Here is a 24420-nt window from a genome sequence, read left to right as displayed (position 1 = left end):
AAACTCAAAAAATAATAATGATTAAGAAAACATTTATAAAATATATTTTAAATATCGGATTGCTGACCGCCGGATTATCATTATCTGCCCAGAATCCCATCATTCAGACGGCTTACACTGCAGATCCTGCTCCAATGGTCTACAACGATAGATTATATGTCTACACCACCCATGATGAAGATGATTCCACCTGGTTTACGATGAACGACTGGAAGGTATTTTCCACCAATGATATGGTGAACTGGACAGATCACGGCGTGATTCTTTCCTACAACGATTTTGACTGGGCAAAGCGTGATGCCTGGGCAGCGCAGTGCATCGAACGAAACGGCAAATTCTTTATGTACGTCCCGATGATTTCGAAAACCAATAACAAAGGCGCGATTGGAGTTGCAGTTGCTGACAGTCCGTTTGGTCCATTCCATGATCCGCTTGGAAAGCCGTTGGTTCAAAGTGAATGGGGAGATATTGATCCTACGGTTTTCATTGATGATAAAGGTCAGGCGCATCTCTACTGGGGAAACCCGAAGCTTAAATATGTAAAGCTGAATGAGGATATGATCTCTTATTCCGGCGACATCGTTGAGGTTCCGATGACAGAAGAATCTTTTGGAAAACGGGAAGGAAATCCCGAAAGACCCACAAAATACGAAGAAGGGCCGTGGCTTTACAAAAGGAAAGATTTATATTATCTCTTCTGGCCGGGCGGTCCGCTTCCAGAATTTATTGGCTATTCTACCAGCAAAAGCCCACAAGGTCCATGGAAATACGGCGGAATTATAATGCCATCCGAAGGAAAATCCTTTACCAACCATCCCGGAGTTATTGATTTCAGGGGTAAAACCTATTTCTTCTATCATAACGGAGCTTTGCCCGGTGGAAGCGGATTTACAAGATCGGTAAGCGTACAGGAGCTTAACTTTAATAAAGACGGTTCCATTTCACCTTTCAAAATGACCAGCGGAATTACGAAGGCCATTGCAGCTGTCAATCCGTATGCATTCAACCAGGCGGAGATGATTTCATGGTCAGAAAATGTAAAATCTTACCAGAATAAAGTTGCCGGAGTGTTCATTAAAGCAAAGAAAAATGACGCCCACATCAATGTAAAGAATATTGATTTTGGGAAAGAAGGCGCAAAGACTTTTACGGCAAGAGTCGGAACCACGCACAATGGAAATGTAACGATGGAAGTAAGATCAGACAGTGTTAACGGGCCCGTGATTGCGATTGTGAAAGTTCCGCTCACCGGAGGAGATGACCGTTTTGAAACGGTTAAAGTCAATTTGCTTAATACAATAACAGGTATTCACAATCTTTATTTTGTGTTTAAAGGTAAAGCGGAAAAAGACATTATGTTTTTCGATTATTGGATGTTTTCAAAATAAATCAGAATGAAAAAAGTAACATTTATATTTCTTTTATTAATAAGCTTCGGTCTTTTATCGGAAATTAAAGCACAGGTTGCCGAAATTTCAAGCCCGGACGGAAAATTGAAGCTGAATATATTTTCAGAAGAAGGAAAAGCGTTGTACTCTGTAAGTTTTCAGGGAAAAATAATGCTCGAAAAATCCCCGTTGGGCTTAATCACGAATGAGTCTGATTTTTCTAAAAATTTAAAGTTCATCAACAGTAAAAAAGACAATATTTCTAAAAAATATTCCAACCAAAAAATTAAAAAATCCGAAGTTGAATATAAAGCTAATACGCTAACTGTCAATTTCATTAATGCAAACCAGTTCAATATCGGCATTGAGTTTCAGGTAAGCAATAACAATGTGGCATTCCGATACGATATTCCGCCAATGAAAGACCGTTTCAGCGTAGTGGTACAGTCTGAACTTACCGGATATCGTTTTCCGTCACAGAGCACCACATTTCTCTCTCCGATGATGAAGCCCATGACCGGTTTTGCCCGCACCGCACCCAGCTACGAAAGCGGATACAAAGCCGATGCAGAATTAGGAGCCAAATCAGATTATGGTTACGTTTTTCCTGGGCTTTTCCATATCGGAAATGAAGGCTGGGTTTTACTCTCGGAAACAGGAGTGAACAGTTTGTACTGCGCTTCTCATCTTACCGCCACTTCAGAAAAAAATCTATATCAGGTTGCGTTCCCGGATATGGCAGAAAACAACGGATTCGGGAGCTCCGGTGCGGCACTTTCTCTTCCCGCAAAAACACCGTGGAGAACCATTACTATTGGTGATTCCTTGAAACCGATTGTGGAAACTACCATTCCTTTTGATGTAGTAGAACCGCTTTATGAGGCTTCGCAGAAATATCAGTTCGGAAAATCTACCTGGAGCTGGATTTTATGGCAGGACAACAGTATGAATTACGATGATCAGGTAAGATTTATAGATCTTGCTGCTGCTTTGAACTATGAATTTATTTTGATTGATGCGCTTTGGGATAAGAATATAGGGAAAGACAGAATGAAAGAACTTATTCAGTATGCGAAATCCAAAAATGTGGGTGTGATGCTTTGGTACAATTCCAACGGAGCTGCCAATGACGCGCCAATGGGACCGAGAAACAAAATGAGCACTTCTGTAGAGCGTAAAAAAGAAATGAAGTGGCTGAAAGAAGCAGGTGTAAAAGGACTGAAAGTCGATTTTTTTGGCGGCGATAAACAGGAGACCATGCATTTGTATGAAGATATTTTGTCTGATGCCAATGATTTTGGTTTAACCATTATTTTTCACGGTGCTACTTTGCCGAGAGGCTGGGAAGTGATGTACCCGAACTATGCGGGAAGTGAAGCCGTTTTAGCTTCTGAAATGCTTTATTTTTCGGAAGATATCCGCAAGCAGGAAGCGTTTTTTGCCACATTACATCCGTTTATCAGAAATATAGTCGGAAGCATGGAATTCGGAGGAACTTTTCTGAATAAATTTTTAACCAAATCCAATAAAGAAAAAAATAAAAGATTGACCACAGACGGGTTTCAGCTCGCCACGGCCGTTTTGTTTCAGAACCCGATCCAGATGTTTGCCGTAATGCCGAACAATCTGAATGATTCACCAAAATTTCAGCTGGATTTTATGAAAGAAATTCCGACCCTTTGGGATGAAACGGTTTTTATTGACGGTTATCCCGGAAAATATTCTGTCATCGCAAGAAGACATCAGGACAAATGGTATGTTGCAGGCATAAATGCAGAAAAAACTACAAAAAAGATTACACTGAATCTTCCGATGCTGACAGCCAAAAATGTAGAGCTCATCAATGATGATAAGACAGGAAACACCTTTATAAAAACGGTTTCCATTAATAAAAACGGAGAATACGAAGTAGAAATTCAGCCGAATGGAGGATTCGTATTGAAAAATTAAGGTTCAATCAGATTAAAATAAGAGATTATGAACAGATTACCCATACTATTCTTTGTCATACTATTGTTTGGTGCTTGTTTACATGTACAAGCAACCGATAGGTTTATCACAACGCAAAATGCCGATGATGCCATTCTCCTGAAGAACAATTCAGTGAAGATTTCTTTGTATGGTGACCCCCAAATGGATGCAGGAATATTAAGAGCTGTGAAAAACCTCCAATCCGACTTTCAGAAAGTAACCGGGGATCAGCCAAACTTGCTGAATCAACTTTCCGGAATGAATTCCTCTTTAATTATTATCGGAACTGTTGGAACAAAATCGGTTATTGATGATTTGATCAGACGAAAAAAGATCGATGAAAAAGCATTAGCCGGAAAACGTGAAAAATATATCATTCAAAATATCAGCAATCCGTTTCCCGGAGTTTCGGAAGCCATTGTAATTGCCGGAAGCGACAAACGGGGAACCATTTACGGGATTTATGAAATGTCGCAGCAGATTGGCGTTTCGCCCTGGTATTACTGGGCAGATGTTCCTGTAGAAACGAAAGAAAATTTATATTTCAAAAAAGGAATTTATACTGATGGAGAACCGGCTGTAGAATACCGAGGGATTTTCCTGAATGATGAAGAACCGTCTCTTGGAGGCTGGGCAAGAGCTACTTTTGGAGGAATTAATTCTAAATTTTATGAAAAAGTTTTTGAGCTGATTCTTCGTCTGAAAGGCAATTATCTTTGGCCGGCCATGTGGGGTAAAGCATTTTATGATGATGACATTTTAAGCGGACCTTTAGCCAATGAAATGGGAATTGTGATGGGAACTTCGCACCACGAACCTATGGCGCAGGCCCAAACCGACTGGCATAGATACATTAAAAGAAATAACCTTCCAAATGTCTGGGATTACTCAAAAAACGCAAAAGTGTTGCAGGAATTCTGGAAAGCAGGAGTCGTAAGAAGTAAAAGCTGGGAAAAGCTCATTACTGTGGGAATGCGTGGCGACGGCGACGAAGCCATGGGAGAGGGCACTAATATTTCTTTACTTGAAAAAATTGTAAAAGATCAGCGCAGAATTATTGCTGATGTTACAGGTAAAAAAGCCGATAAAACTCCACAGGTTTGGGCTTTGTACAAAGAAGTTCAGGATTATTATGACAAAGGGATGAAAGTTCCTGATGATGTGATTCTGCTGTTCTGTGATGATAACTGGGGCAACGTGAGAAAGCTTCCGGATCTTTCAAAGCCTTTGCACAAGGGTGGTTACGGAATATATTATCATTTTGATTACGTAGGCGGGCCGAGAAATTCCAAATGGATTAATATCAGTCCGATTCAGCGGGTTTGGGAGCAGATGAACCTGTCGTACGAGCATAAAGTGGATAAAGTCTGGGTGGTTAACGTCGGAGATTTAAAGCCGATGGAATTCCCGATCAGTTTTTTCCTGGAAATGGCCTGGAATCCGAAACAATTCAACTCAAAAAATCTACTGGAATATACCGAAAAATGGGCCTCACAGCAGTTTGGTGAAAAATATTCTAAGGAAATTGCCAGGATGATTAACCTTTATGCAAAATACAACCGAAGAGTAACTCCGGAAACGCTGGACAGCAAAACATTCAGTCTTGAAAATTATAATGAATTTGAGACAGTTTTGAATGACTACAGAGCGTTGGCGCTGGAAGCTTTACGTTTGAAAGAGCAGATTCCGGCAGAATATCAGGACACTTATTATCAGCTGGTTCTTTACCCGATCGATGCGTGCAGTAATTTGTATGAAATGTATTATGCCGTAGCTAAAAACAAAGTATTAGCAGCCAAAAATGATATTCAGGCGAATTTCTATGCAGATAAAGTGAAAGAATGTTTTGAAAGAAATGCTTATCTCGATAGTAAATACAACAATGAGATTGCCGGTGGAAAATGGACACACATGATGGATCAGATGAAGATAGGATACAAAGCCTGGTTTGACGGAAAAGTGAATGTAATGCCAGAAGTAATCTATATTCCTGAAACAGCCAATCCAAAAGATAAAATATTTGCAGAAAAAAACGGCTATGTTTCCATCGAAGCCGAAAACTTTGCAAGAATGGGCAATTCGGACAGGATTCATTGGGAAATAATCCCTGATTTCGGAAAAACAAAATCAGGCGTGACTACATTCCCGCAAAATGGCTACCCAAAATCAGGGGAAAACATCTATCTGGAATATGATATTAATTTTGAATCTAAAGGTGATTTTGAAGTAGAATTGCTGCTGGCCCCAACACTGAACTTCAATCACAATAAAGGATTGCGCTATGAAATTTCATTTGATGGCGGAACACCGCAAACCGTCAATTTTAACGGCCACTATAAAGGTGAACTGGGAAAATGGCAGTCGGAGCACATCATTAAATCAGCTACAAAACATCAGATTTTACAACCTGGCAAACATACATTGAGATTCAGGGTTCTGGAACCGGGAATTGTTTTAGAGAAAATACTAATTGATACGGGAGATCTTAAACCAAGTTATCTGGGGGCTCCTCAAAGTGATTATTCAGAAAAATAAATGAAGAGGATAATTGTTGGAAATTGATGTTGGTGAATCTAATGAAGGGATAATTTTCAGAAGATGAAACTGAAATATTAATTAAGAATAATCTTAAACTTATTCATTAGACCTATTTAACATCATAATTTAACAACTTATTACTATGGAAAAAATCTTCAAATTTATACTTGTAATGATTACAGGTATTGCAGTTTCAGTACAGCTGAATGCACAAAATGTGCAGGCAAAAGTAAAGATCGATAAGAGTATTGTTTACCAGAAAATAACGGGTTTTGGCGGTTTTGTCTGTAGTCCGCAGTTTGGTTACAACCACATGACGACCGCAGAAATCCAGAAACTCTGGGGTGCAGGCAGTGTAGCAGGATATAATATTATGCGTCTTTATATTCCCGAACAGAGCAGCAATTGGAGTGCGGCTCTGGCAACGGCTCAGTTGGCTGAATCTATGGGACTTACCATATTCGCCAGTCCGTGGACGATGCCCGCAGATTGGAAAACCAATAACCACGTGAACGCAGTATATACTGATGCCAACGGTGTACAGCAAATCGGTTATCTTAAGCCTGAAAAATATCAGGATTATGCCCTGTATCTCAACAGTTTTGTGACCTATCTGCAAGATAATGGGGTGACATTGGATTACATCTCCATACAAAATGAGCCCGACGAAATGGCACAATATCAGGGATGTATCTGGACGCCGGCACAAATTGCCAATTTTGTTAAAAATTACGGTCAGCTTATCAACTGTAAGGTAATAGCGCCGGAAAGTGTCGGTTTTACAGATAATTTTGCCAATGCATTCTTAGACCCTGCGGTAATGGCGAATTTTGAGGTGTACGGAGGACATCAGTACGGTGCGATGCAGTCTGTTTATAAGCAGTTTCAGAATTATAATAAAGAAATATGGCAGACAGAATATCTGATTAACTGGAATTCTTCAAGCAGTCAGACTCCGAGAGATTTTATATGGAATACCGATGGATTTAGTTTCGCAAAAAGTGTCAATAATGCAGTGCTTGGAAATGTAAATGCGTGGATTCATTATGCTTCAAAAAGATTTTACGGACTGATGGGAGATGGTTCATACGGAACAGTTGCCGGGGACATGACGAAAAGAGGGTACATTCTATCCCAATATGCCAAAAATACCACAGGAAAAACCAGAATAGATGCAAAATGGGAAACCTCAAACGGAACTTTGGAAGGTTCTTCTTATATTTCGCTGGACGGAAACCAGATCACCCTTGTTGTTATCAATTCTTCTTCAAATACATATGATCTTAAAGTTGATCTGCCATTTTTTACTGCTTCAGGAGTACAGACAACTACATCACAATCCTTGAATATGGCTTCATCACCTTTTTCTTTCAGTACGGCGAGTTTTCGGCCGACAGTTCAGGTGAGCCCTTCGAGTGTAATGACTTTTGTGTTTAATAAAAGTGGCGACAGACCGGTATCATTAATGACAGGCGGTGATGTTCATTATAATAAAATTGAAACTCAAGTCCCGACCAATTCGGCGTTTGGTACTAATTATCAGCTTAGCGGAAAAACCGTTACATTCTACAATTCCACCCCGTTGATAAGCACAAATATTGATGCTAACAATGGATATTTATCTCTTGATGATCGTTACAATAAATTGATTTTTAATGTATTAAATTATACAACAAGCAATTTGCCGACTTCTTCCAATACGACATTATATTACGTTGATGCCAACGGAACGGTAAGATCTCATAATTATGGCAGTGTAGGATTTCCTGCACCGGGTTCGGGAAGTTTCAATTTGGTATTTGATATTTCCAGAACGGTTCTCCCGTATGGCTGCAAAGGGATTATCGGGCTAAGAAGCGGAAATTACAGTTCTATATTGACCCTGACTTTAGGCGATGTTTACTTTAATGTAGGCAACGAAAGAGCTTCAAAATTTGCAGCAGCATATTCGCTTACGGACAGCAATCTTATGGATGCTCTTGAAAATGAATATTATACATCCGTAGATTTCAGAGATGTTACAGGAAATACATCGGCAGATACATGGAACAATGCGTCTGCTAATCGTAACAGTATTTTTTATGTGAACGGAAGTGTGAGTAACAATAACGTAAATGTAGTTTCCGGCAATTCCTGTCAGAATCTTAGTCTTTCGGATCTGGGTAAAGATTTTCAGGTGCCGTTTAATTTCACTGCAAATTCGGCTACATACACAAGAACTTTTAGTGGGTACGGGATTGTTCTTCTACCTTTTCAGTCAGCTATTCCTTCGGGAGCTACGGCGTATATGATGCAGCCGGGTTCCGGAAGTGTGGCTTGTACTCAGATTTCCAATGGGGTAATTCCTGCGAATACTCCTGTGTTAATCAATGCTACCGGAAGTAAAACTTTCACAGGATCAGGTGCTGTATCGACACCAAAAGCCATTACGGTGAATCAAATCAATGGGGTTTATCAGTCCATAAAAGTGGCTGCGGGTGGATATGTGCTGAAAACAGAAAACGGGGTTACAGGATTTTATAAAGTAACAACGGGTAATGAACCGGTAATCAGTTCGTTCCAGGGATATCTTGCTGAAAATAACGCATATACGAATAATTTTCTTCCGTTGAGCTTTACTACACTTAAAGTTGGTAATGTAATGGCAGCGAAAAATGATATCATCTTATATCCAAATCCTGCTAAAACCGAAATTTTTATTGATTGGAAATATTCTGGCGCAGTTTATTCAATAATTGATGCAAAAGGAAGTACAGTTTCTTATAACACAGAACTTATCTGTGGCAAAAACAGGATTGATATCTCAAAACTTCCTGCAGGGCTGTATTTTATTGAAATTTCTGGTTCAGGAGAAAATATCAACACTAAATTTATAAAACAATAATGTTAATCCTATTTAATTAAGATTTGCTTTTTAATAAAGTTACCGGTTCATTCCGGTGACTTTTGTCTTTACCCCATTATAAAGAAATATTCAATGGTAATATTTAATATGTTTAAATAAAAAAACTGCTTTAAAATCAATTGTATGAACAAAGTTTTAGTAACCATATCACTTGTATTCTGCGCTTTTAGTTTTGCTCAGAAATACAAATATCCCTTCCGGAATCCCAATCTTCCGGTAGAACAAAGAATCGAAAATCTTCTAGGTTTATTAACGGTTGATGAAAAAATAGGAATGATGATGGACAATTCCAAAGCGGTTCCCCGTCTGGAAATCCCCGCTTACGGCTGGTGGAATGAAGCGCTTCACGGTGTTGCCAGAGCTGGGACGGCTACCGTTTTCCCACAGGCCATCGGAATGGCAGCGACCTGGGACGTTCCGGAGCATCTTAAAACTTTTGAAATGATTTCTGATGAGGCAAGGGCAAAATACAATAAATCTTTTGCCGAAGCCAGCAAAACCGGACGTTACGAAGGCCTTACATTCTGGACACCCAATATCAATATTTTCCGGGATCCACGGTGGGGAAGAGGTCAGGAAACGTATGGAGAAGATCCTTTTCTTACTTCTGTTTTAGGCGTTGCTGCCGTAAAAGGATTACAGGGTAATGATCCTAAATATTTCAAAACACACGCCTGCGCCAAGCATTTTGCGGTTCACAGCGGCCCGGAATGGAACCGCCATTCTTACAATGCAGAAGTTTCTAAAAGAGATTTGTATGAAACCTACCTGCCTGCCTTTAAAGCATTGGTTTTGGAAGGAAATGTAAGAGAAGTGATGTGTGCATACAATGCTTTTGACGGTCAGCCCTGTTGCGCCAACAATACCTTGCTTACCGAAATTCTTCGTGGTAAGTGGCAGTATGACGGAATGGTGGTTTCCGACTGCTGGGCTCTGGCAGATTTCTATCAGAAGAAATACCACGGGACACATCCGGATGAGAAAAGTACCGCAGCAGATGCTTTGAAACACTCCACTGATCTGGAATGCGGAGATACCTATAACAATCTGCAAAAATCTCTTGCAAGCGGACTGATCACAGAAAAAGATATCAATATTTCTATGAGGAGAATTCTTAAAGGCTGGTTTGAGCTCGGAATGCTTGACCCTAAATCTTCCGTACACTGGAATCAGATTCCTTATTCTGTTGTAGATTCGGATGAGCACAAAAAGCAAGCCCTGAAAATGGCACAAAAATCAATTGTGCTCATGAAAAATGAAAAAAATATACTGCCTTTCAATAAAAATATTAAAGAAATTGCGGTTGTAGGCCCGAATGCGGATGACGAAATAATGCAATTAGGAAATTACAATGGAACACCTTCATCCATAGTAACTATTCTGGAAGGAATTAAAACCAAATTTCCGAATGCTGAAATTATTTATGAAAAGGGAACTGAGGTTGCCGATCCGTCTTCCAGGACCTCGCTTTATCAGAATTTTTTGAACCAGAAAAATGGAGAGAAAGGTATGAAGGTTGAATTTTTTAATAATAATGAGTTCAAAGGAAATCCGGCCAATATTTCAGTAAATAAAACAGGAATTACCTACAACAGTTTCGGCGGAACTCAGCTTGCACCGGGAGTTGCAAGGGAAAATACTTCAGCAAAAATTTCTGGAATTTTCAAAAGCAGCTTTACAGGTGAGGTAATATTTTCTGCTTCCACATCAGATGTGTACACACTGTTTGTTGATGGAAAAGAAATCGCTACCAGAAAAGGCCCGGACGCAAGACATCCATCTGAATTTCCTGTGAAAATGGAAAAAGGAAAAGAATATCAGATAGAATTACGACACACCCAAAAAGGAAAATATGTAAGCATCAGCTTTGAAGCTTATAGAAAAGACCCCGTTAATTTTGCATCAGTAAAGGAAAAAGTGAAAAGCGCAGATGTAATTGTCTTTGCAGGAGGGCTTTCCCCAAGTCTGGAAGGGGAAGAAATGCTGGTGAATGCAGAAGGCTTCAAAGGCGGTGATAAAACATCAATTGAGCTCCCAAAAGTTCAGAGGGAATTATTGGCTGAGCTGAGAAAAACAGGTAAACCTGTTGTTTTTGTTCTTTGCACAGGAAGCTCACTTGGTCTGGAGCAGGATGAAAAAAACTACGATGCATTGCTGAATGCCTGGTACGGCGGCCAGTCTGGCGGAACTGCTGTTGCGGACGTGCTGGCTGGAGATTACAATCCTTCCGGAAGATTGCCGGTTACTTTTTACAAAAATCTGGAGCAATTAGACAATGCGCTTTCAAAAACCAGCAAGCATCAGGGCTTTGAAAATTACGATATGCAGGGAAGAACCTACCGTTATATGAAGGAAAAACCTTTGTATGCATTCGGGCACGGCCTGAGTTATTCAAAATTTACTTACGGCGACGCAAAACTGAACAAAAACAGCATCAATGCTGATGAAAATGTCACCATAACGGTTCCTGTAACCAATACTTCGGAAAGAGACGGGGAAGAAGTAGTTCAAGTTTATGTTAAAAGAAATAATGATGCTTTAGCTCCTGTAAAGACTTTAAGGGCTTTTGAAAGAGTTTTAATTAAATCAAAAGAAACAAAAAATATTCAATTGACGGTTTCCAAAGATTCATTTAAATTTTATGATGAAAAAGCCGATGACTTGGTTTCAAAACCAGGGAATTACACCATTTTCTACGGTGGAACTTCAGCAGATTCAGGATTAAAAAGTATTGAATTAAACATCAGGTAATGTGTTTTTAATGAACCTTAAAGGTCTACCAACAAAATTTAATTTTTTCAACTTAAAATGAAAATAAAAGATCAATTTTTCACAGCAATACTCTCTTTGACGGCCGCATTTTTATCGGCTCAAAACAGCGATAAACATATTCTTGAGTTAGACGGAACATCTACCGGCATCAAAATCCAGCCTACGATGTACGGGATCTTCTTTGAAGACATCAATTTTGCCGCAGACGGAGGTATTTACGCTGAATTAATCAAAAACCGGAGCTTTGAATTTGATGAGCCATTGACGGGCTGGAAACAGCAAAACACAAAGACCCTCTCCCATAATCTGGATTCAGGATTTCTTACCATTTATTCGGATGATGCCAAAACCAATAAAAATTATGCGAGAATTACCATAAATAACGATCAAAATTATGTTCTGGAAAATGAAGGTTTCCGAGGGATTGGGCTTCATCAGAACTCCAGATATGATTTCAGCTTTGATCTGGAAAATGTTTCCGGGAATATTTCCGCGCTCAATGCAAGTCTCATAGACGAAAAAGGGGCGGTAATTTCTACAGTTCCCGTGCTTATTAAAGGAAAAGGATGGCAAAAATATACTGCCGTTTTTTCGCCTTCAAAAACAGTGGAAGAAGCAAAGCTGAAAATCACTTTTACAGGAAAAGGAGTGGTAAATATGGATATGATCTCCCTGTTTCCGCAAGACACATGGAAAGGAAGAAAAGGTGGACTGCGAAAAGATTTAGTTCAGAAATTACATGATCTGAAACCCGGATTTCTCCGTTTTCCTGGAGGATGTATTGTAGAAGGAAGAACGCTTGCCGAAAGATATCAGTGGAAAAAAACCTTAGGAAATGTGGCGGACAGAGAATATCTTATCAATAAATGGAGCTCAGGATTTGCCCACAGGCTCACTCCGGATTATTACCAGTCGTTCGGATTGGGTTTTTATGAATATTTTCAGCTTTCCGAAGATTTGGGGGCAGAACCCGTTCCGATCCTAAGCTGCGGAATGGCTTGTCAGTTCAATACAGGCGAATTGGTTCATTTGGAAGAATTAAATCCTTACGTTCAGGATGCATTGGACTTAATTGAGTTTGCAAACGGTGGTTCAGCCACAAAATGGGGGAAGATTCGCACCGAAATGGGACACCCAAAACCTTTTAATTTAAAATTTATCGGCGTGGGAAATGAGCAGTGGGGCGAAGATTATATTGAAAGGTATAAAATATTTGAAAAAGCCATTCATGCTAAATATCCTGACATTAAAATTATTTCCGGAAGCGGACCGTCACCGGACGGAGAATTTTTCGATTACGGCTGGAAAGAGCTTAAAAAACTCAATGCACAGATTGTTGATGAACATTATTACAATTCACCGGAATGGTTTACAAAAAATGCCGGAAGATATGATGATTATGACCGTTCCGGACCGAAGGTTTTTGCGGGGGAATATGCTGCACAATCAGTAGGAGTGGTAAAACCTGACAATAAGAATAACTGGCAGACCGCACTCTCAGAAGCCGCTTTTATGACGGGATTGGAAAGAAACGCAGATGTGGTAACAATGACTTCCTATGCGCCGCTTTTTGCCTATGCAGACGGATGGCAATGGACTCCGGATCTGATTTGGTTTAATAACCTTCAGTCGTATGCAACCCCAAATTATTATGTTCAGAAACTTTTCTCAAACAATAAAGGAACCGATTTAATCAGGATTTATGAAAACGGAAAGCCTGTAAAAGGACAAAATCAGCTTTTTGCATCCGCAGTTCAGGACACCGGAAATGAAGAAACCATTATCAAGATAGTTAATACTAATTCTCGGGAAAAATTAATTGAAATAAGCCCAAAGAATATAAAACCAGGAAAAAATCTCACTAAAATAACCTTAACAGCATCACAGCTTTCTGCCGAAAATAATTTTCAAACAGAGAATATCAAACCAGCAGAGGAAAGGTCAGCATTAAAAAAAGGTAAGATTTCGGTTGTTATTCCCGGTAATTCCTTTATTGTTTTAAAGCTTAAATAATCATAATCAAATCTTTACAAATAAAAAATAAAATTAAGTGTGTTTTTTACATTTATTTAAAATAGAATCTTATATTTGTTTTTATCTCTTCAATAAAAAATTTGTGAATTGGTTAAAGCCTGATTAAAAATGAATCACTTTTTCTGATAATTGAGCATAAGCCGTAATATTTAGTTATGGAGATATCATTTTAAGCTGGTGGAAAGGTGGTTTAAAATAATTTATAAAAATTAATTATTTACATTAATGAAAAAATATGTTATCGGATTAGATTACGGAACAGATTCTGTCCGTGCAGTCCTGATTGATACGGAAAATGGGGCAGAGCTCGCAACATCTGTAAGCTATTACCAAAGATGGAAGGAAGGGAAATTCTGCCAGCCGGAACAAAATCAGTTCCGTCAACATCCTTTGGACCATATTGAAGGTTTGCAAAAAACCATTTCCGATGTTGTAAAAGAAAGCGGGGTAACGCCGGAAAGTATTGTCAGTATTTGTATTGACACCACAGGTTCATCACCGCTTCCGGTGAATAAAGATGGAGTTGCCTTGGCTTTGACCCCGGGTTTTGAAGAAAATCCCAATGCGATGATGGTGTTGTGGAAAGACCATACTTCCATTAATGAGGCGGAAGAAATCAATAATGTAGCAAGAAACTGGGGCGGCGAAGATTACACCAGGTTTGTGGGCGGAATCTACTCATCAGAATGGTTCTGGGCCAAGATTCTTCACATTAATAGAGTTGATGAAAATGTAAAAAATGCGGCTTACAGCTGGATGGAACATTGCGATTATATCACGTTTCTTCTTTCCGATAATCAGGATTTAAAAACATTCAAAAGAAGCCGTTGCGCAGCGGGTCACAAAGCAATGTGGCACGAATCGTGGGACGGGCTTCCTTCAAAAGAATTTCTCGGCCGGCTAGACCCTTCTTTGGCCGAACTTCGGGAAAGATTATATGATAAAACCTATACTTCCGATGAGGTTGCAGGAAATCTAAACCAGGAATGGGCAGAAAAGCTTGGACTCACGACCCATACTGTAATTGCCGTAGGAACTTTCGATGCGCATTCCGGAGCTGTTGGAGCAAAAGTAGAAGAAAATACGCTTATCAGAATTATGGGTACATCAACCTGCGATATTATGGTGGCACCCAACGAAATTATTCAGGACAAAACCGTTAAAGGTATTTGCGGACAGGTAAGCGGTTCGGTTATTCCGGGACTGATGGGTCTGGAAGCCGGACAGTCGGCGTTTGGCGATCTGTTGGCCTGGTACAAAGACATCCTGATGTGGCCAACTCAAAACATTTTGATGAACTCTGAAGTAATTGATGAAAATCAAAAACAGCTTTTAAAAGAAGAAATAGAACAGAATCTTATCCGGAATCTCACTCTGGAAGCAGAAAAAATCCCTCTTTCCGAATCGGTTCCCATTGCCCTGGATTGGATCAACGGAAGAAGAACCCCTGATGCCGATCAGGAGCTGAAAGCCGCTATCAGCAATCTTTCACTCGGTACAAAAGCACCGCATATTTTCAAAGCACTGGTGAATGCTATTTGCTTCGGTGCGAAAAAAATAGTCGACCGTTTCGAAGATGAAGGTGTAAAAATCAAAAAAGTAATCGGAATTGGTGGTGTTGCCAGAAAATCCCCATTCATCATGCAGACTTTAGCCAACATTCTTAATATGCCGATTGTAGTGGCAGCATCTGACCAAGCTCCGGCCTTGGGTGCCGCGATTTATGCAGCAGTGGCGGCAGGAATCTACCCTAATGTTCAGGAAGCAAGCCAGAAAATGGGTTCCGATTTCGAAGCCGAGTATTTTCCGCAGGCAGAACAGGTGGAAAAATATGCAGACCTGATGAGTCAATATCAGATTCTTGCCGATTTTACAGAACATGCTATCAAATCAAAGAAGAAATTGATCATCAATAGTTTATAAAAATGTTAAAGCTAACAGCTAAATTTTTATGGCAGCTATATCCGTCTTCCGCTCCCAATCTTTTTTGCCAATGCTTTTGCCAATGCAAAAAAAAGGATTTCCGCTCAAGCCGGGCTGCGTGTAATTCAACGTAAAGAAAAGGAATAGAAAATCAATAGGGACATGACTATTTGTTTCGGTTGAAATCAAAAAGAAGATTACACATCAAGCTAAAGCCTGACACAATGAAGAGTTTAATTTTTAAATTATTTAACCTTTCAATCATTTAATAAAAACAAAATGAGCACATATAAAGAACTCCAGAGAGAATGTTACGAAGCCAATATGCAGCTTGATGCATTGAAGCTTGTAGTTTATACATTCGGGAACGTAAGTGCCGTAGACCGAGAAAAAGGAACTTTTGCTATAAAGCCCAGTGGTGTTCCGTACGACATTTTAAAGCCGGAAGACATTGTAATTTTAGATTATGATGCCAATGTAGTGGAAGGGAAATTAAGACCTTCCTCAGACACCAAAACCCATGCTTATCTTTATAAGAACTGGGAAAATATTGGTGGGATTTCTCATACACACGCCATTTATTCGGTGGCGTGGGCGCAGGCTCAACTGGATATTCCGATTTTCGGGACGACACATGCAGATCATCTGACGACAGATATTCCCTGCGCACCGCCAATGCGTGATGATTTAATAGAAGGAAACTACGAATACAACACCGGAATCCAGATCCTTGACTGCTTTAAAGAGAAAAAGCTCTCCTACGAAGAAGTGGAAATGGTTCTTATAGGAAATCACGGACCTTTTACCTGGGGAAAGAATGCTGATAAAGCAGTATACAACAGTAAAGTTTTGGAAACTATCGCAGAAATGGCCTATCTCACCAGACAAATCAACCAAAATGCACCACGTTTGAAAGATTCTCTCATCAAAAAACACTACGAGCGTAAACACGGCAAAAACGCCTATTACGGACAGTAAAAAAGATATCAGTTTGAAAAAATAAAACGATCAATCATCATTTATCAATTATAAATATGCTAACACCTCTCAATACAAAAGAAATCTGGTTCATCACCGGAAGCCAGCATTTATACGGTCCTGAAACATTAGCTCAGGTTGCCGAACATTCAGCGAAAATTGTAGAAGCTTTTAATCAGTCTTCATTAATTCCTGTAAAAGTTATTATTAAACCAACTGTAAAATCAACAGAAGAAATTTTTGAAACATTAACGGCAGCTAATCATTCAGAAGACTGCATCGGAATTGTTACCTGGATGCACACCTTTTCCCCCGCAAAAATGTGGATTCGCGGGCTGACCGCTTTGCAAAAACCAATGTTGCATCTTCATACACAGTTCAATCAGGATATCCCTTGGTCTACGATGGATATGGATTTTATGAATCTGAATCAGGCGGCGCACGGTGACCGTGAATTTGGTTTTATGGTAAGCCGCCTCCGTAAAAACAGGAAAGTAGTTGTAGGACATTGGGCTGAAGAAAGGGTTCAGAAACAAATCGGAGACTGGAGCCGTGTAGCAGCAGGCTGGGATGATTGGCAGGGGGCAAAATTCGCTCGTTTCGGAGATAATATGAGATATGTTGCCGTAACTGATGGCGATAAAGTAGAAGCAGAAACCAAGTTTGGATTTTCTGTAAACACATGGGGAATCGGGGATCTGGTAAGTGTTGTCAATTCCATAGGCGATGGCGAAGTAAAAACTTTGATGGAGGAATATGAAGCCTCATACAGAATGGCAGAATCTCTTCTCTCGGGCGGAAATAACCGAAAATCTCTCGAAGCTGCTGCCAGAATAGAATTAGGATTGGAAAAATTCCTGAAAGACGGAAACTTTAAAGGCTTTTCAGATACGTTTGAAGATCTACACGGTCTGGAACAGCTTCCGGGAATCGCTGTTCAGAGGCTGATGGAAAAAGGATACGGTTTCGCCGGAGAAGGCGACTGGAAGACAGCTGCACTTGTTCGTGCCATGAAAACGATGGGGCAGGGTCTGGAAGGCGGAAATGCTTTTATGGAAGATTATACCTATCATCTCAATCCCTCAAATCCTTCAGTTTTAGGGTCCCACATGCTGGAAGTTGATCCCGTTTTAGCGGTTGATAAACCCTCGTGCGAAATTCATCCGTTGGGAATCGGTGGTAAGGCAGATCCGGTGCGTCTGGTCTTCAATTCAAGAGGAAATATTGACTCTCTGAATGCAGCGCTGATGGATTTCGGAAATCATTTCAGACTGCTAATCAACAAAACTAAAGCACTGGAAATCACGGAAGAATTACCAAAACTTCCTGTGGCAAGAGTTCTCTGGAAGCCTCTTCCGGATTTGTACACGGCTGCAGAAGCATGGATCCTCGCAGGCGGAGCACATCACACATGCTACAGTGAAAATATTAGTGCAGAACAGCTAGAAGATTTTGCAGAAATAGCAGGTATTGAGTCATTGGTTATTGATGAAGATACAAAAATCCGTGATTTTAAGAATACACTTAGGTGGAATGAGATCTATTATCGTTAAACTTGCAAAATCATTTAAACTATGAAAAAAATAAGTTATAACCTGATTATTTTTGCGCTTTTATGTATTTTCGGATGCAATAAAAAAGAAAATAATAATCAGAGCCAAAAAGAAAATATGGAAAACATACAGGTTTCAGACTACGGAGTGACAGCAAAAGGCGATTCTATTAAAAAATATACCCTGATCAACAAAAATGGAATGAAGGTGGAAATCATCAACTTCGGTGGAATTATCACTTCATTGACAGCCCCTGACAAAAATGGAACATATGAAGATGTTGTTCTTGGATTTACAAAACCTGAAGATTATTTCAACGGGAATCCCTATTATTTCGGAGCACTGATCGGACGTTACGGGAATAGAATTGCCAATGCAAAATTTACTTTGGAGGGCAAAACTTACGACATCAACAAAAATGATGGACCCAATAGTCTTCATGGTGGGAAAGAAGGTTTCCATACCAAATTCTGGAATATAGAATCTGTAAAAGATGCTCAATTTCCAACGTTGAAGCTTACTTACACAAGCGAAGACGGCGAACAGGGCTATCCGGGAAAGCTAACCACAACAGTTTTATATACTTTGACAGATGACAATGCTTTGGAGATCTCCTATGAAGCAACAACTGATAAAGCAACGGTTGTGAATTTAACTCAGCATTCGTATTTCAACCTTTCTGGAAATTTTACAAAAACCATTACTGACCACGAATTACAAATTAATGCAGATCAATTTTTACCTGTGAATGAGACATTGATTCCTACCGGCGAGCAAAAAGCAGTAAAAGGAAGTCCGTTTGATTTCACGGTTTCAAAACAAATCGGAAAAGACATCAATGCTGCAGACGATCAGTTAAAAAAAGGAAAAGGCTACGATCACAACTGGATTCTGAACGGAACCGGATTGAGAAGCATTGCAAAAGTATATCACCCTGAATCAGGAAGAATAATGGAAGTTTTGACAGATCAACCGGGTGTTCAATTCTATTCCGGCAATTTTCTTGATGGAAAATTTGATACCAAAACCGGAGGAAAAAATGAATTCCGAACAGGTTTTTGTCTCGAAACCCAGCATTTTCCGGACTCTCCGAATCAGTCTTCTTTTCCTTCAACAGAGCTGAAGCCGGGACAGAAATACCAAACTAAAACAATTTATAAATTCTCAGTTAAAAAATAAATTATGGGAAACTTAGCGACTATTGATATCATCATATTTCTTATCTATTTTGTGGTGGTAGCCGGTTACGGAATTTGGATTTACAATAAGAAAAAATCCGCAGCTACAGGCAGTAAAGATTATTTTCTGGCAGAAGGTTCACTCACATGGTGGGCGATTGGTGCTAGTTTGATCGCGTCCAACATTTCGGCGGAACAGTTTATCGGGATGAGCGGGGAAGGCTTTTTCGTGGGAATTGCCGTAGCAGCTTACGAATGGCTTGCAGCGATTGCACTGATTATCATTGCGGTTTGGTTCATTCCGATTTACCTCAAAAATAAGATTTATACAATGCCCCAGTTTCTTGAAACCCGTTATAATAAATCGGTTTCTCTGATTATGGCAATTTTCTGGCTTTTTCTTTATGTGATTGTAAATTTAACTTCAATCCTATATCTGGGTGCCTTGGCTATCGATACCCTGTTGGGTGGAGATAATCTTCACATCATCATGATCGGATTGCTTCTGATGGCTTTACTGATTGGTTTAGGCGGGATGAAGGTAATCGGTTACACTGACGTGATTCAGGTGGCAGTTTTGATTATCGGTGGCTTTGCCACAGTTTATATGGCTCTTCAGATTGTTGACCAGAGAATAAACGGAGCAGCGGTAGGAAATGCTTTTGCAGGCTTCCAGACTTTAATAAACGAAGCGCCGCAACATTTTAAGCTAATTCTTGACAAGCCAGCTACCACTACCACAACTCTGGCAATGCCGGAAAATCTGAGTGTTCAGAAATATGTGGTTTTACCGGGTCTGGCGATGTATTTTGCAGGCCAGTGGATTGTAAACCTGAATTATTGGGGATGTAACCAGTATATTACCCAACGTGCTTTGGGTGCTGATTTAAAAACAGCAAGAACCGGAATTTTATTTGCTGGATTTTTGAAATTATTTATGCCGATTATCGTAATGCTTCCGGGAATTGCTGCTTATGTTTTATATTCAAAAGGCCATCTTCCTGGCTTCAACGGAGTAAAAGACGGTGCTTACTCAGCCATTCTAGGCTTCTTACCGACAGGGCTTAAAGGTCTTGCAGTAGCAGCTTTGACGGCGGCAATTGTTGCTTCTTTGGCGGGTAAGGTAAACAGTATTTCCACCATTTTTACTTTGGATATTTATAAAAAATATTTGAAGCCGGATGCTACTGAAATCCAGATGGTAAGAACGGGCCGTTGGGCAATTATTATTGCAATGTTTGTGGCTTTGGCATTTACGTGGACCGATGTTTTAGGTATCGGAGGAGAAGGCGGTTTCACATTTATTCAGAAATATACCGGATTTATCAGCCCGGGTGTCTTTGCGATGTTCCTTTTGGGAATGTTCTGGAAAAGAACTACGGGAACGGCAGCTTTGGTAGGCGTTCTTCTTGGCTTTTTACTGGCCATTTTCTTCAACAGTTTTGCCGTTGATATTTTCGGGAAAGAAACTTGGCTGTACACGGCTTTCACGTATGAAAAATTAGAAAACGGCGTAGTTCATACCATCACAGAAATTCCGTTTTTAATTAATATGGGTTGGTCATTCTTTTTCACTGTTGTTGTTATGGTTTTGATAAGTTTAGCAGGTCCGAAAGTAAATCCAAAGGCTTTCGCGATCGATTCTACAATGTTTAAAGTAGATTCCAGAACATTAGCAATGATTGTAGTTACAGTTCTTTTACTTACCGCACTTTATGTGAGATTCTGGTAATTTTAAAAGTAAGTAAAATAGGATGTCGGGAGGCATCCTATTTTTTTGTTTAATCCCCAACATTTTGTAATTTTAATAAGTTTGAAAAAATACCTCCTTTTCATTGACACAGAAACAACAGCAATTCCAAAACGCTGGGATTTGCCCTATTCTGAAACGGATAACTGGCCTTCAGCAGTTCAGGTGTCTTGGATTTTGTACGATGAAACCGGGAATGAGATTAAGCGGGAGAATTTTTATATTGATGTTGAGGGTTTGAAAATAAGTGCCGGATCATTTAAAGTTCATGGAATCAGTAAAGAATTTTTAAGTAAAAACGGACAGTCTCGAGCTTTTGTTTTAAAAAAACTTTCAAATGATATTCAGGAGTATAATCCACTGATTACAGGGCATTTCACAGAATTTGATATCCATACGCTGAGCTGTGATTATTACAGAGCAGGTTTGGAAAATCCTTTCCTGGAAAGCCATTTTTACTGCACAATGCTGAAAAGTAGAGATTATGTTGTGAATCCTCAGGCAGATTATCTGCGTCTGCCCCAACTTTATAATTTTCTATTTAATGAAAAAATGGAACCCTCTCACGATGCCATGATTGATGCAGAAATGACCGCAAAATGTTTTTTTGAAATTCGTAAGCGGGGAAAAATTTCAGACGGTGAGTTTCAATATATCAATCATGAAATTGAATCAAAATTGAAGTTTTTTAACAGTAAAATGAAATAAGCAGCATGGAAGAAAAAATTATTTCATTATTAAAAATTACGGAACCATTTCATCTTTTGCCGGAAACGGTTCTTGAAGAGATTTCTGAAACCCTTACAAAAACCGAGTTTTCAAAAGATACGTTAGTTTACCGCCAGGAAGTCACTGAGATGAAAGGGGTAGACATAATATCGTCCGGAGAATATGAAACTTTCTTTTTCGATGCGGCAGAAAATAAAAGATGTGTGACCAGACATCATTCGCCTTATTGTTTTGGCGGAATGTCTGTGGTACTCAACAGAGTTCGCGCCCTGAAATCTGCCATAGCCAAAAAAGGAACCGTGGTGTACACCTTGCCTAAAAAGGAATTTTATGAATTGTGCAATGCTTACGAAGATTTTTTTCACTATTTTACTTCAGATTTTGGTAAGAAAATGCTGGATGAAGAGTTTTCTCATTTTGTAAAAACACCCGCCACTTTTGAGGAGAGTTATTTTGCAGCCGATCAGCTGTATTCGAGGAAAATTGAAGGAATTGCTTACAAAAGCATTGTTTCATGTGAAGAAAATACTCCTGTGTTTGAAGCTGCTAAAATGATGGCAGAAAATAAGGTAAGCTGTATTTTTATCAAAAAATCAGGAAGCACGGAGATTATTGGTTATGCCACAGATATCACATTGCGGGATAACGTCATTTCCCGTCGTATGGATGCAGGAATAGCCATTTCAGAGGTAATGGATAATCCTATTGTAAGTATTTCGAGCGATGCTTATTTGTATGAAGCCATTCTTATGATGTTCAAAACCAAGTCAAGATATCTTTTAGTAAAAAATAAAGAAGAATATGTAGGTTTTCTGAGCAGAAACCGTTTACTGAGCGAGCAGGCGCAGAGTCCTTTGGTTTTTATCCAGTCTGTAAAGCAGGCAGAAAATACAGAAGAGCTCCGAAAAAAATGGAAGCAGGTTCCGGATATTATCAATCAGCTTTTGGGACGGGGAGTACACGGAGAGATCGCCAGCCAGGTCATCACTACGATTGCCGACACCATTACCATAAAAGTCATCGAGAAAGTTATAAAAGAAATAGGAAAGCCGCCTGCAAAATTTGCTTTCATTGTCACCGGAAGCGAAGGCAGAAAAGAACAGACGCTGAGTACGGATCAGGATAATGGGATTATTTATGAAGACAAAGCCAATGAGCATCGGGAAATGGTAAGAGAATATTTTCTGGATTTCGCCAAAAAAGTTTCGGATGATCTTAATACCATCGGTTTTGAATACTGCAAAGGTGGTTTTATGGCAAGCAACCCAAAATGGACCCATTCTCTTTCTCACTGGAAAAGAAACTATAGCCAATGGATAGAAGAATCTGTACCGGAAAGTGCAATGAAGTTTTCTACTTTTTTTGATTTTCGGTTTATTTACGGTGACGAAAATATCGTCCGTGAGCTGAAGACTTTTATCAAGGACAAATTGGTTTCGCCTCATCAGCTTTTCTTTGCACATATTGCAAAAAACGCCTTGCAGTACGAGCCTCCGTTGACTTTCTTTAAAAGGATTAAAACGCAGACGATCGGGAAATCAGAAGTCTTTGATATTAAAACGGCAATGTCCCCGATTGTAGATCTTGTTCGTGTATATGCCCTGAGAAATCAGCTGGAATTAGAAAATACAGGGGAACGAATGAAAAAACTGAATGAAATTGGAGTTTTCACGCAGCAGCAGTATAACGAAATGCACCAGTCTTACTATTATTTGATGGCGCTCCGGCTTAAAAATCAGGCAAATCAAATCAATATTGATAAAAAAAATCCGGATAATTATATCGAAATCAGCAAGCTGACCAAGATTGAAAGGGTGACTTTAATTGAAATCTTTAAGACTATTGTTAATTTTCAGCTGGGAATCAAAGTGAAATTTACCGGAAGCTTCTAGTTTAAATCCTGAACATAAATCCTTCTGAGATTTTCCTGTTGTATTTTTTTTCATCAAAAGTGTAAAGAAAAGATCCTTTTTTAGAAGAGCTCATATCTTTTTCGTTGGTTTTTACGAGAACATCCAGCGCATTGATTTTGCTGGTGAAATTTCGCTTATCATATTTTTCATCAAAAATAGCTTCGTAGAGATTCTGAAGATCTTTCATTGTGAATTTTTCCGGTAAAAGTTCGAAGCCGATCGGTCTTGTCGTTGCTCTTCTTCTCAATCTCAGAACAGCATCTTTTACCATCGTGTTGTGGTCAAAGATAAGTTCGGGACGGTCTTTCAGGTCAAACCATTTAGCACTGTACTTTTCATTAATCTGAATATTATCCTGAATATTGATCAAAGCATAATAGGAGATCGACATAATCCTGGCTGTCGGTTCACGGTCAATTTCTGTGTAAGTATTCAGCTGTTCGAGGTAGATATTTTCCAGCCCGGTCAATGCGTTGAGAACGCGGTTTGCAGCCTGATCAGAGTTTTCTTTATCATCAACGAATCCGCCCATCAGAGACCATTCTCCTTTTTGGGGCTCGAAGTTTCTTTGTACGAGAAGAATTTTCAGATTTTCGCCGTCAAAACCGAAGATAATGCAGTCAACAGCGACCAGATGTTTGGGATAATTAAGATAATTTTCTTCCATCAAAACTATTTTATACAAAGTTAAATGTTTTTAGTGTAGATTGTAATATGAAAACAAATAAATGTATGTTAAACACTTTATTTTCCTCATTAATTTTCCTTTTTGATGGTTTGATGGTTTC

Annotated in this window: 14 protein-coding genes; 13 read left to right on the top strand and 1 reads right to left on the bottom strand. The window is 39.4% G+C overall.

Translation table 11 applies throughout. The annotated features are described in order from the left end of the window. Nucleotides 1-17: 17 nt before the first annotated feature. The 13 genes from J2T03_RS03625 to J2T03_RS03565 all read left to right on the top strand — a co-directional run bounded on the left by J2T03_RS03625 (nucleotide 18) and on the right by J2T03_RS03565 (nucleotide 23611). Nucleotides 18-1388 carry a glycoside hydrolase family 43 protein gene (locus J2T03_RS03625; RefSeq protein WP_307209493.1) on the top strand — a complete coding sequence of 457 codons (1371 nt, stop codon included), beginning with the start codon at nucleotides 18-20 and terminating at the stop codon, nucleotides 1386-1388. Nucleotides 1389-1394: 6 nt separating this feature from the next. Beyond that, complete coding sequence (locus J2T03_RS03620; protein ID WP_307209492.1) at nucleotides 1395-3338, top strand: glycoside hydrolase family 97 protein; 1944 nt, start codon at nucleotides 1395-1397, stop codon at nucleotides 3336-3338. Between the two features lie 27 nt (nucleotides 3339-3365). Next, nucleotides 3366-5894 (top strand): glycosyl hydrolase 115 family protein, encoded by a 2529-nt coding sequence (locus J2T03_RS03615; protein WP_307209490.1) that lies wholly within the window; start codon nucleotides 3366-3368, stop codon nucleotides 5892-5894. 145 nt (nucleotides 5895-6039) lie between these two features. Then, entirely contained in the window at nucleotides 6040-8781 is a 2742-nt protein-coding gene (locus J2T03_RS03610) for a T9SS type A sorting domain-containing protein (protein WP_307209488.1), read from the top strand. A 144-nt stretch (nucleotides 8782-8925) separates the two neighbouring features. Then, complete coding sequence (locus tag J2T03_RS03605; protein ID WP_307209486.1) at nucleotides 8926-11553, top strand: glycoside hydrolase family 3 C-terminal domain-containing protein; 2628 nt, start codon at nucleotides 8926-8928, stop codon at nucleotides 11551-11553. Nucleotides 11554-11610: 57 nt separating this feature from the next. Then, the gene (locus tag J2T03_RS03600) at nucleotides 11611-13587 is read left to right on the top strand and encodes an alpha-L-arabinofuranosidase C-terminal domain-containing protein (protein WP_307209485.1); all 1977 of its coding nucleotides are present in this window, start codon (nucleotides 11611-11613) and stop codon (nucleotides 13585-13587) included. 246 nt (nucleotides 13588-13833) lie between these two features. Next, complete coding sequence (locus J2T03_RS03595) at nucleotides 13834-15531, top strand: ribulokinase (protein ID WP_307209483.1); 1698 nt, start codon at nucleotides 13834-13836, stop codon at nucleotides 15529-15531. 279 nt (nucleotides 15532-15810) lie between these two features. Continuing rightward, complete coding sequence (locus J2T03_RS03590) at nucleotides 15811-16509, top strand: L-ribulose-5-phosphate 4-epimerase (RefSeq protein ID WP_307209481.1); 699 nt, start codon at nucleotides 15811-15813, stop codon at nucleotides 16507-16509. A 56-nt stretch (nucleotides 16510-16565) separates the two neighbouring features. Next, a complete protein-coding gene (araA, locus tag J2T03_RS03585; protein ID WP_307209479.1) occupies nucleotides 16566-18062 on the top strand; it encodes an L-arabinose isomerase in 1497 nt (498 codons plus the stop codon). 21 nt (nucleotides 18063-18083) lie between these two features. Further along, nucleotides 18084-19241 (top strand): aldose epimerase family protein, encoded by a 1158-nt coding sequence (locus tag J2T03_RS03580; protein WP_307209477.1) that lies wholly within the window; start codon nucleotides 18084-18086, stop codon nucleotides 19239-19241. Between the two features lie 3 nt (nucleotides 19242-19244). Then, the gene (locus J2T03_RS03575; RefSeq protein WP_307209475.1) at nucleotides 19245-20972 is read left to right on the top strand and encodes a sodium:solute symporter family transporter; all 1728 of its coding nucleotides are present in this window, start codon (nucleotides 19245-19247) and stop codon (nucleotides 20970-20972) included. Nucleotides 20973-21053: 81 nt separating this feature from the next. Next, entirely contained in the window at nucleotides 21054-21698 is a 645-nt protein-coding gene (locus J2T03_RS03570; protein WP_307209473.1) for a 3'-5' exonuclease, read from the top strand. A gap of 5 nt (nucleotides 21699-21703) precedes the next feature. Next, the gene (locus tag J2T03_RS03565) at nucleotides 21704-23611 is read left to right on the top strand and encodes a DUF294 nucleotidyltransferase-like domain-containing protein (protein WP_307209471.1); all 1908 of its coding nucleotides are present in this window, start codon (nucleotides 21704-21706) and stop codon (nucleotides 23609-23611) included. 1 nt (nucleotide 23612) lies between these two features. Here the strand turns inward: J2T03_RS03565 and J2T03_RS03560 are convergent, their stop codons facing one another. After that, nucleotides 23613-24299: an NUDIX hydrolase gene (locus J2T03_RS03560; protein ID WP_307209470.1), complete on the bottom strand. Its 687-nt coding sequence runs from the start codon at nucleotides 24297-24299 to the stop codon at nucleotides 23613-23615. Nucleotides 24300-24420 lie beyond the last annotated feature (121 nt).

It is taken from the genome of Chryseobacterium lathyri, assembly GCF_030812195.1.
In the GTDB taxonomy this organism is placed as follows: Bacteria; Bacteroidota; Bacteroidia; order Flavobacteriales; family Weeksellaceae; genus Chryseobacterium; species Chryseobacterium lathyri_A.
This window is presented reverse-complemented; position numbering and strand designations above follow the sequence as displayed.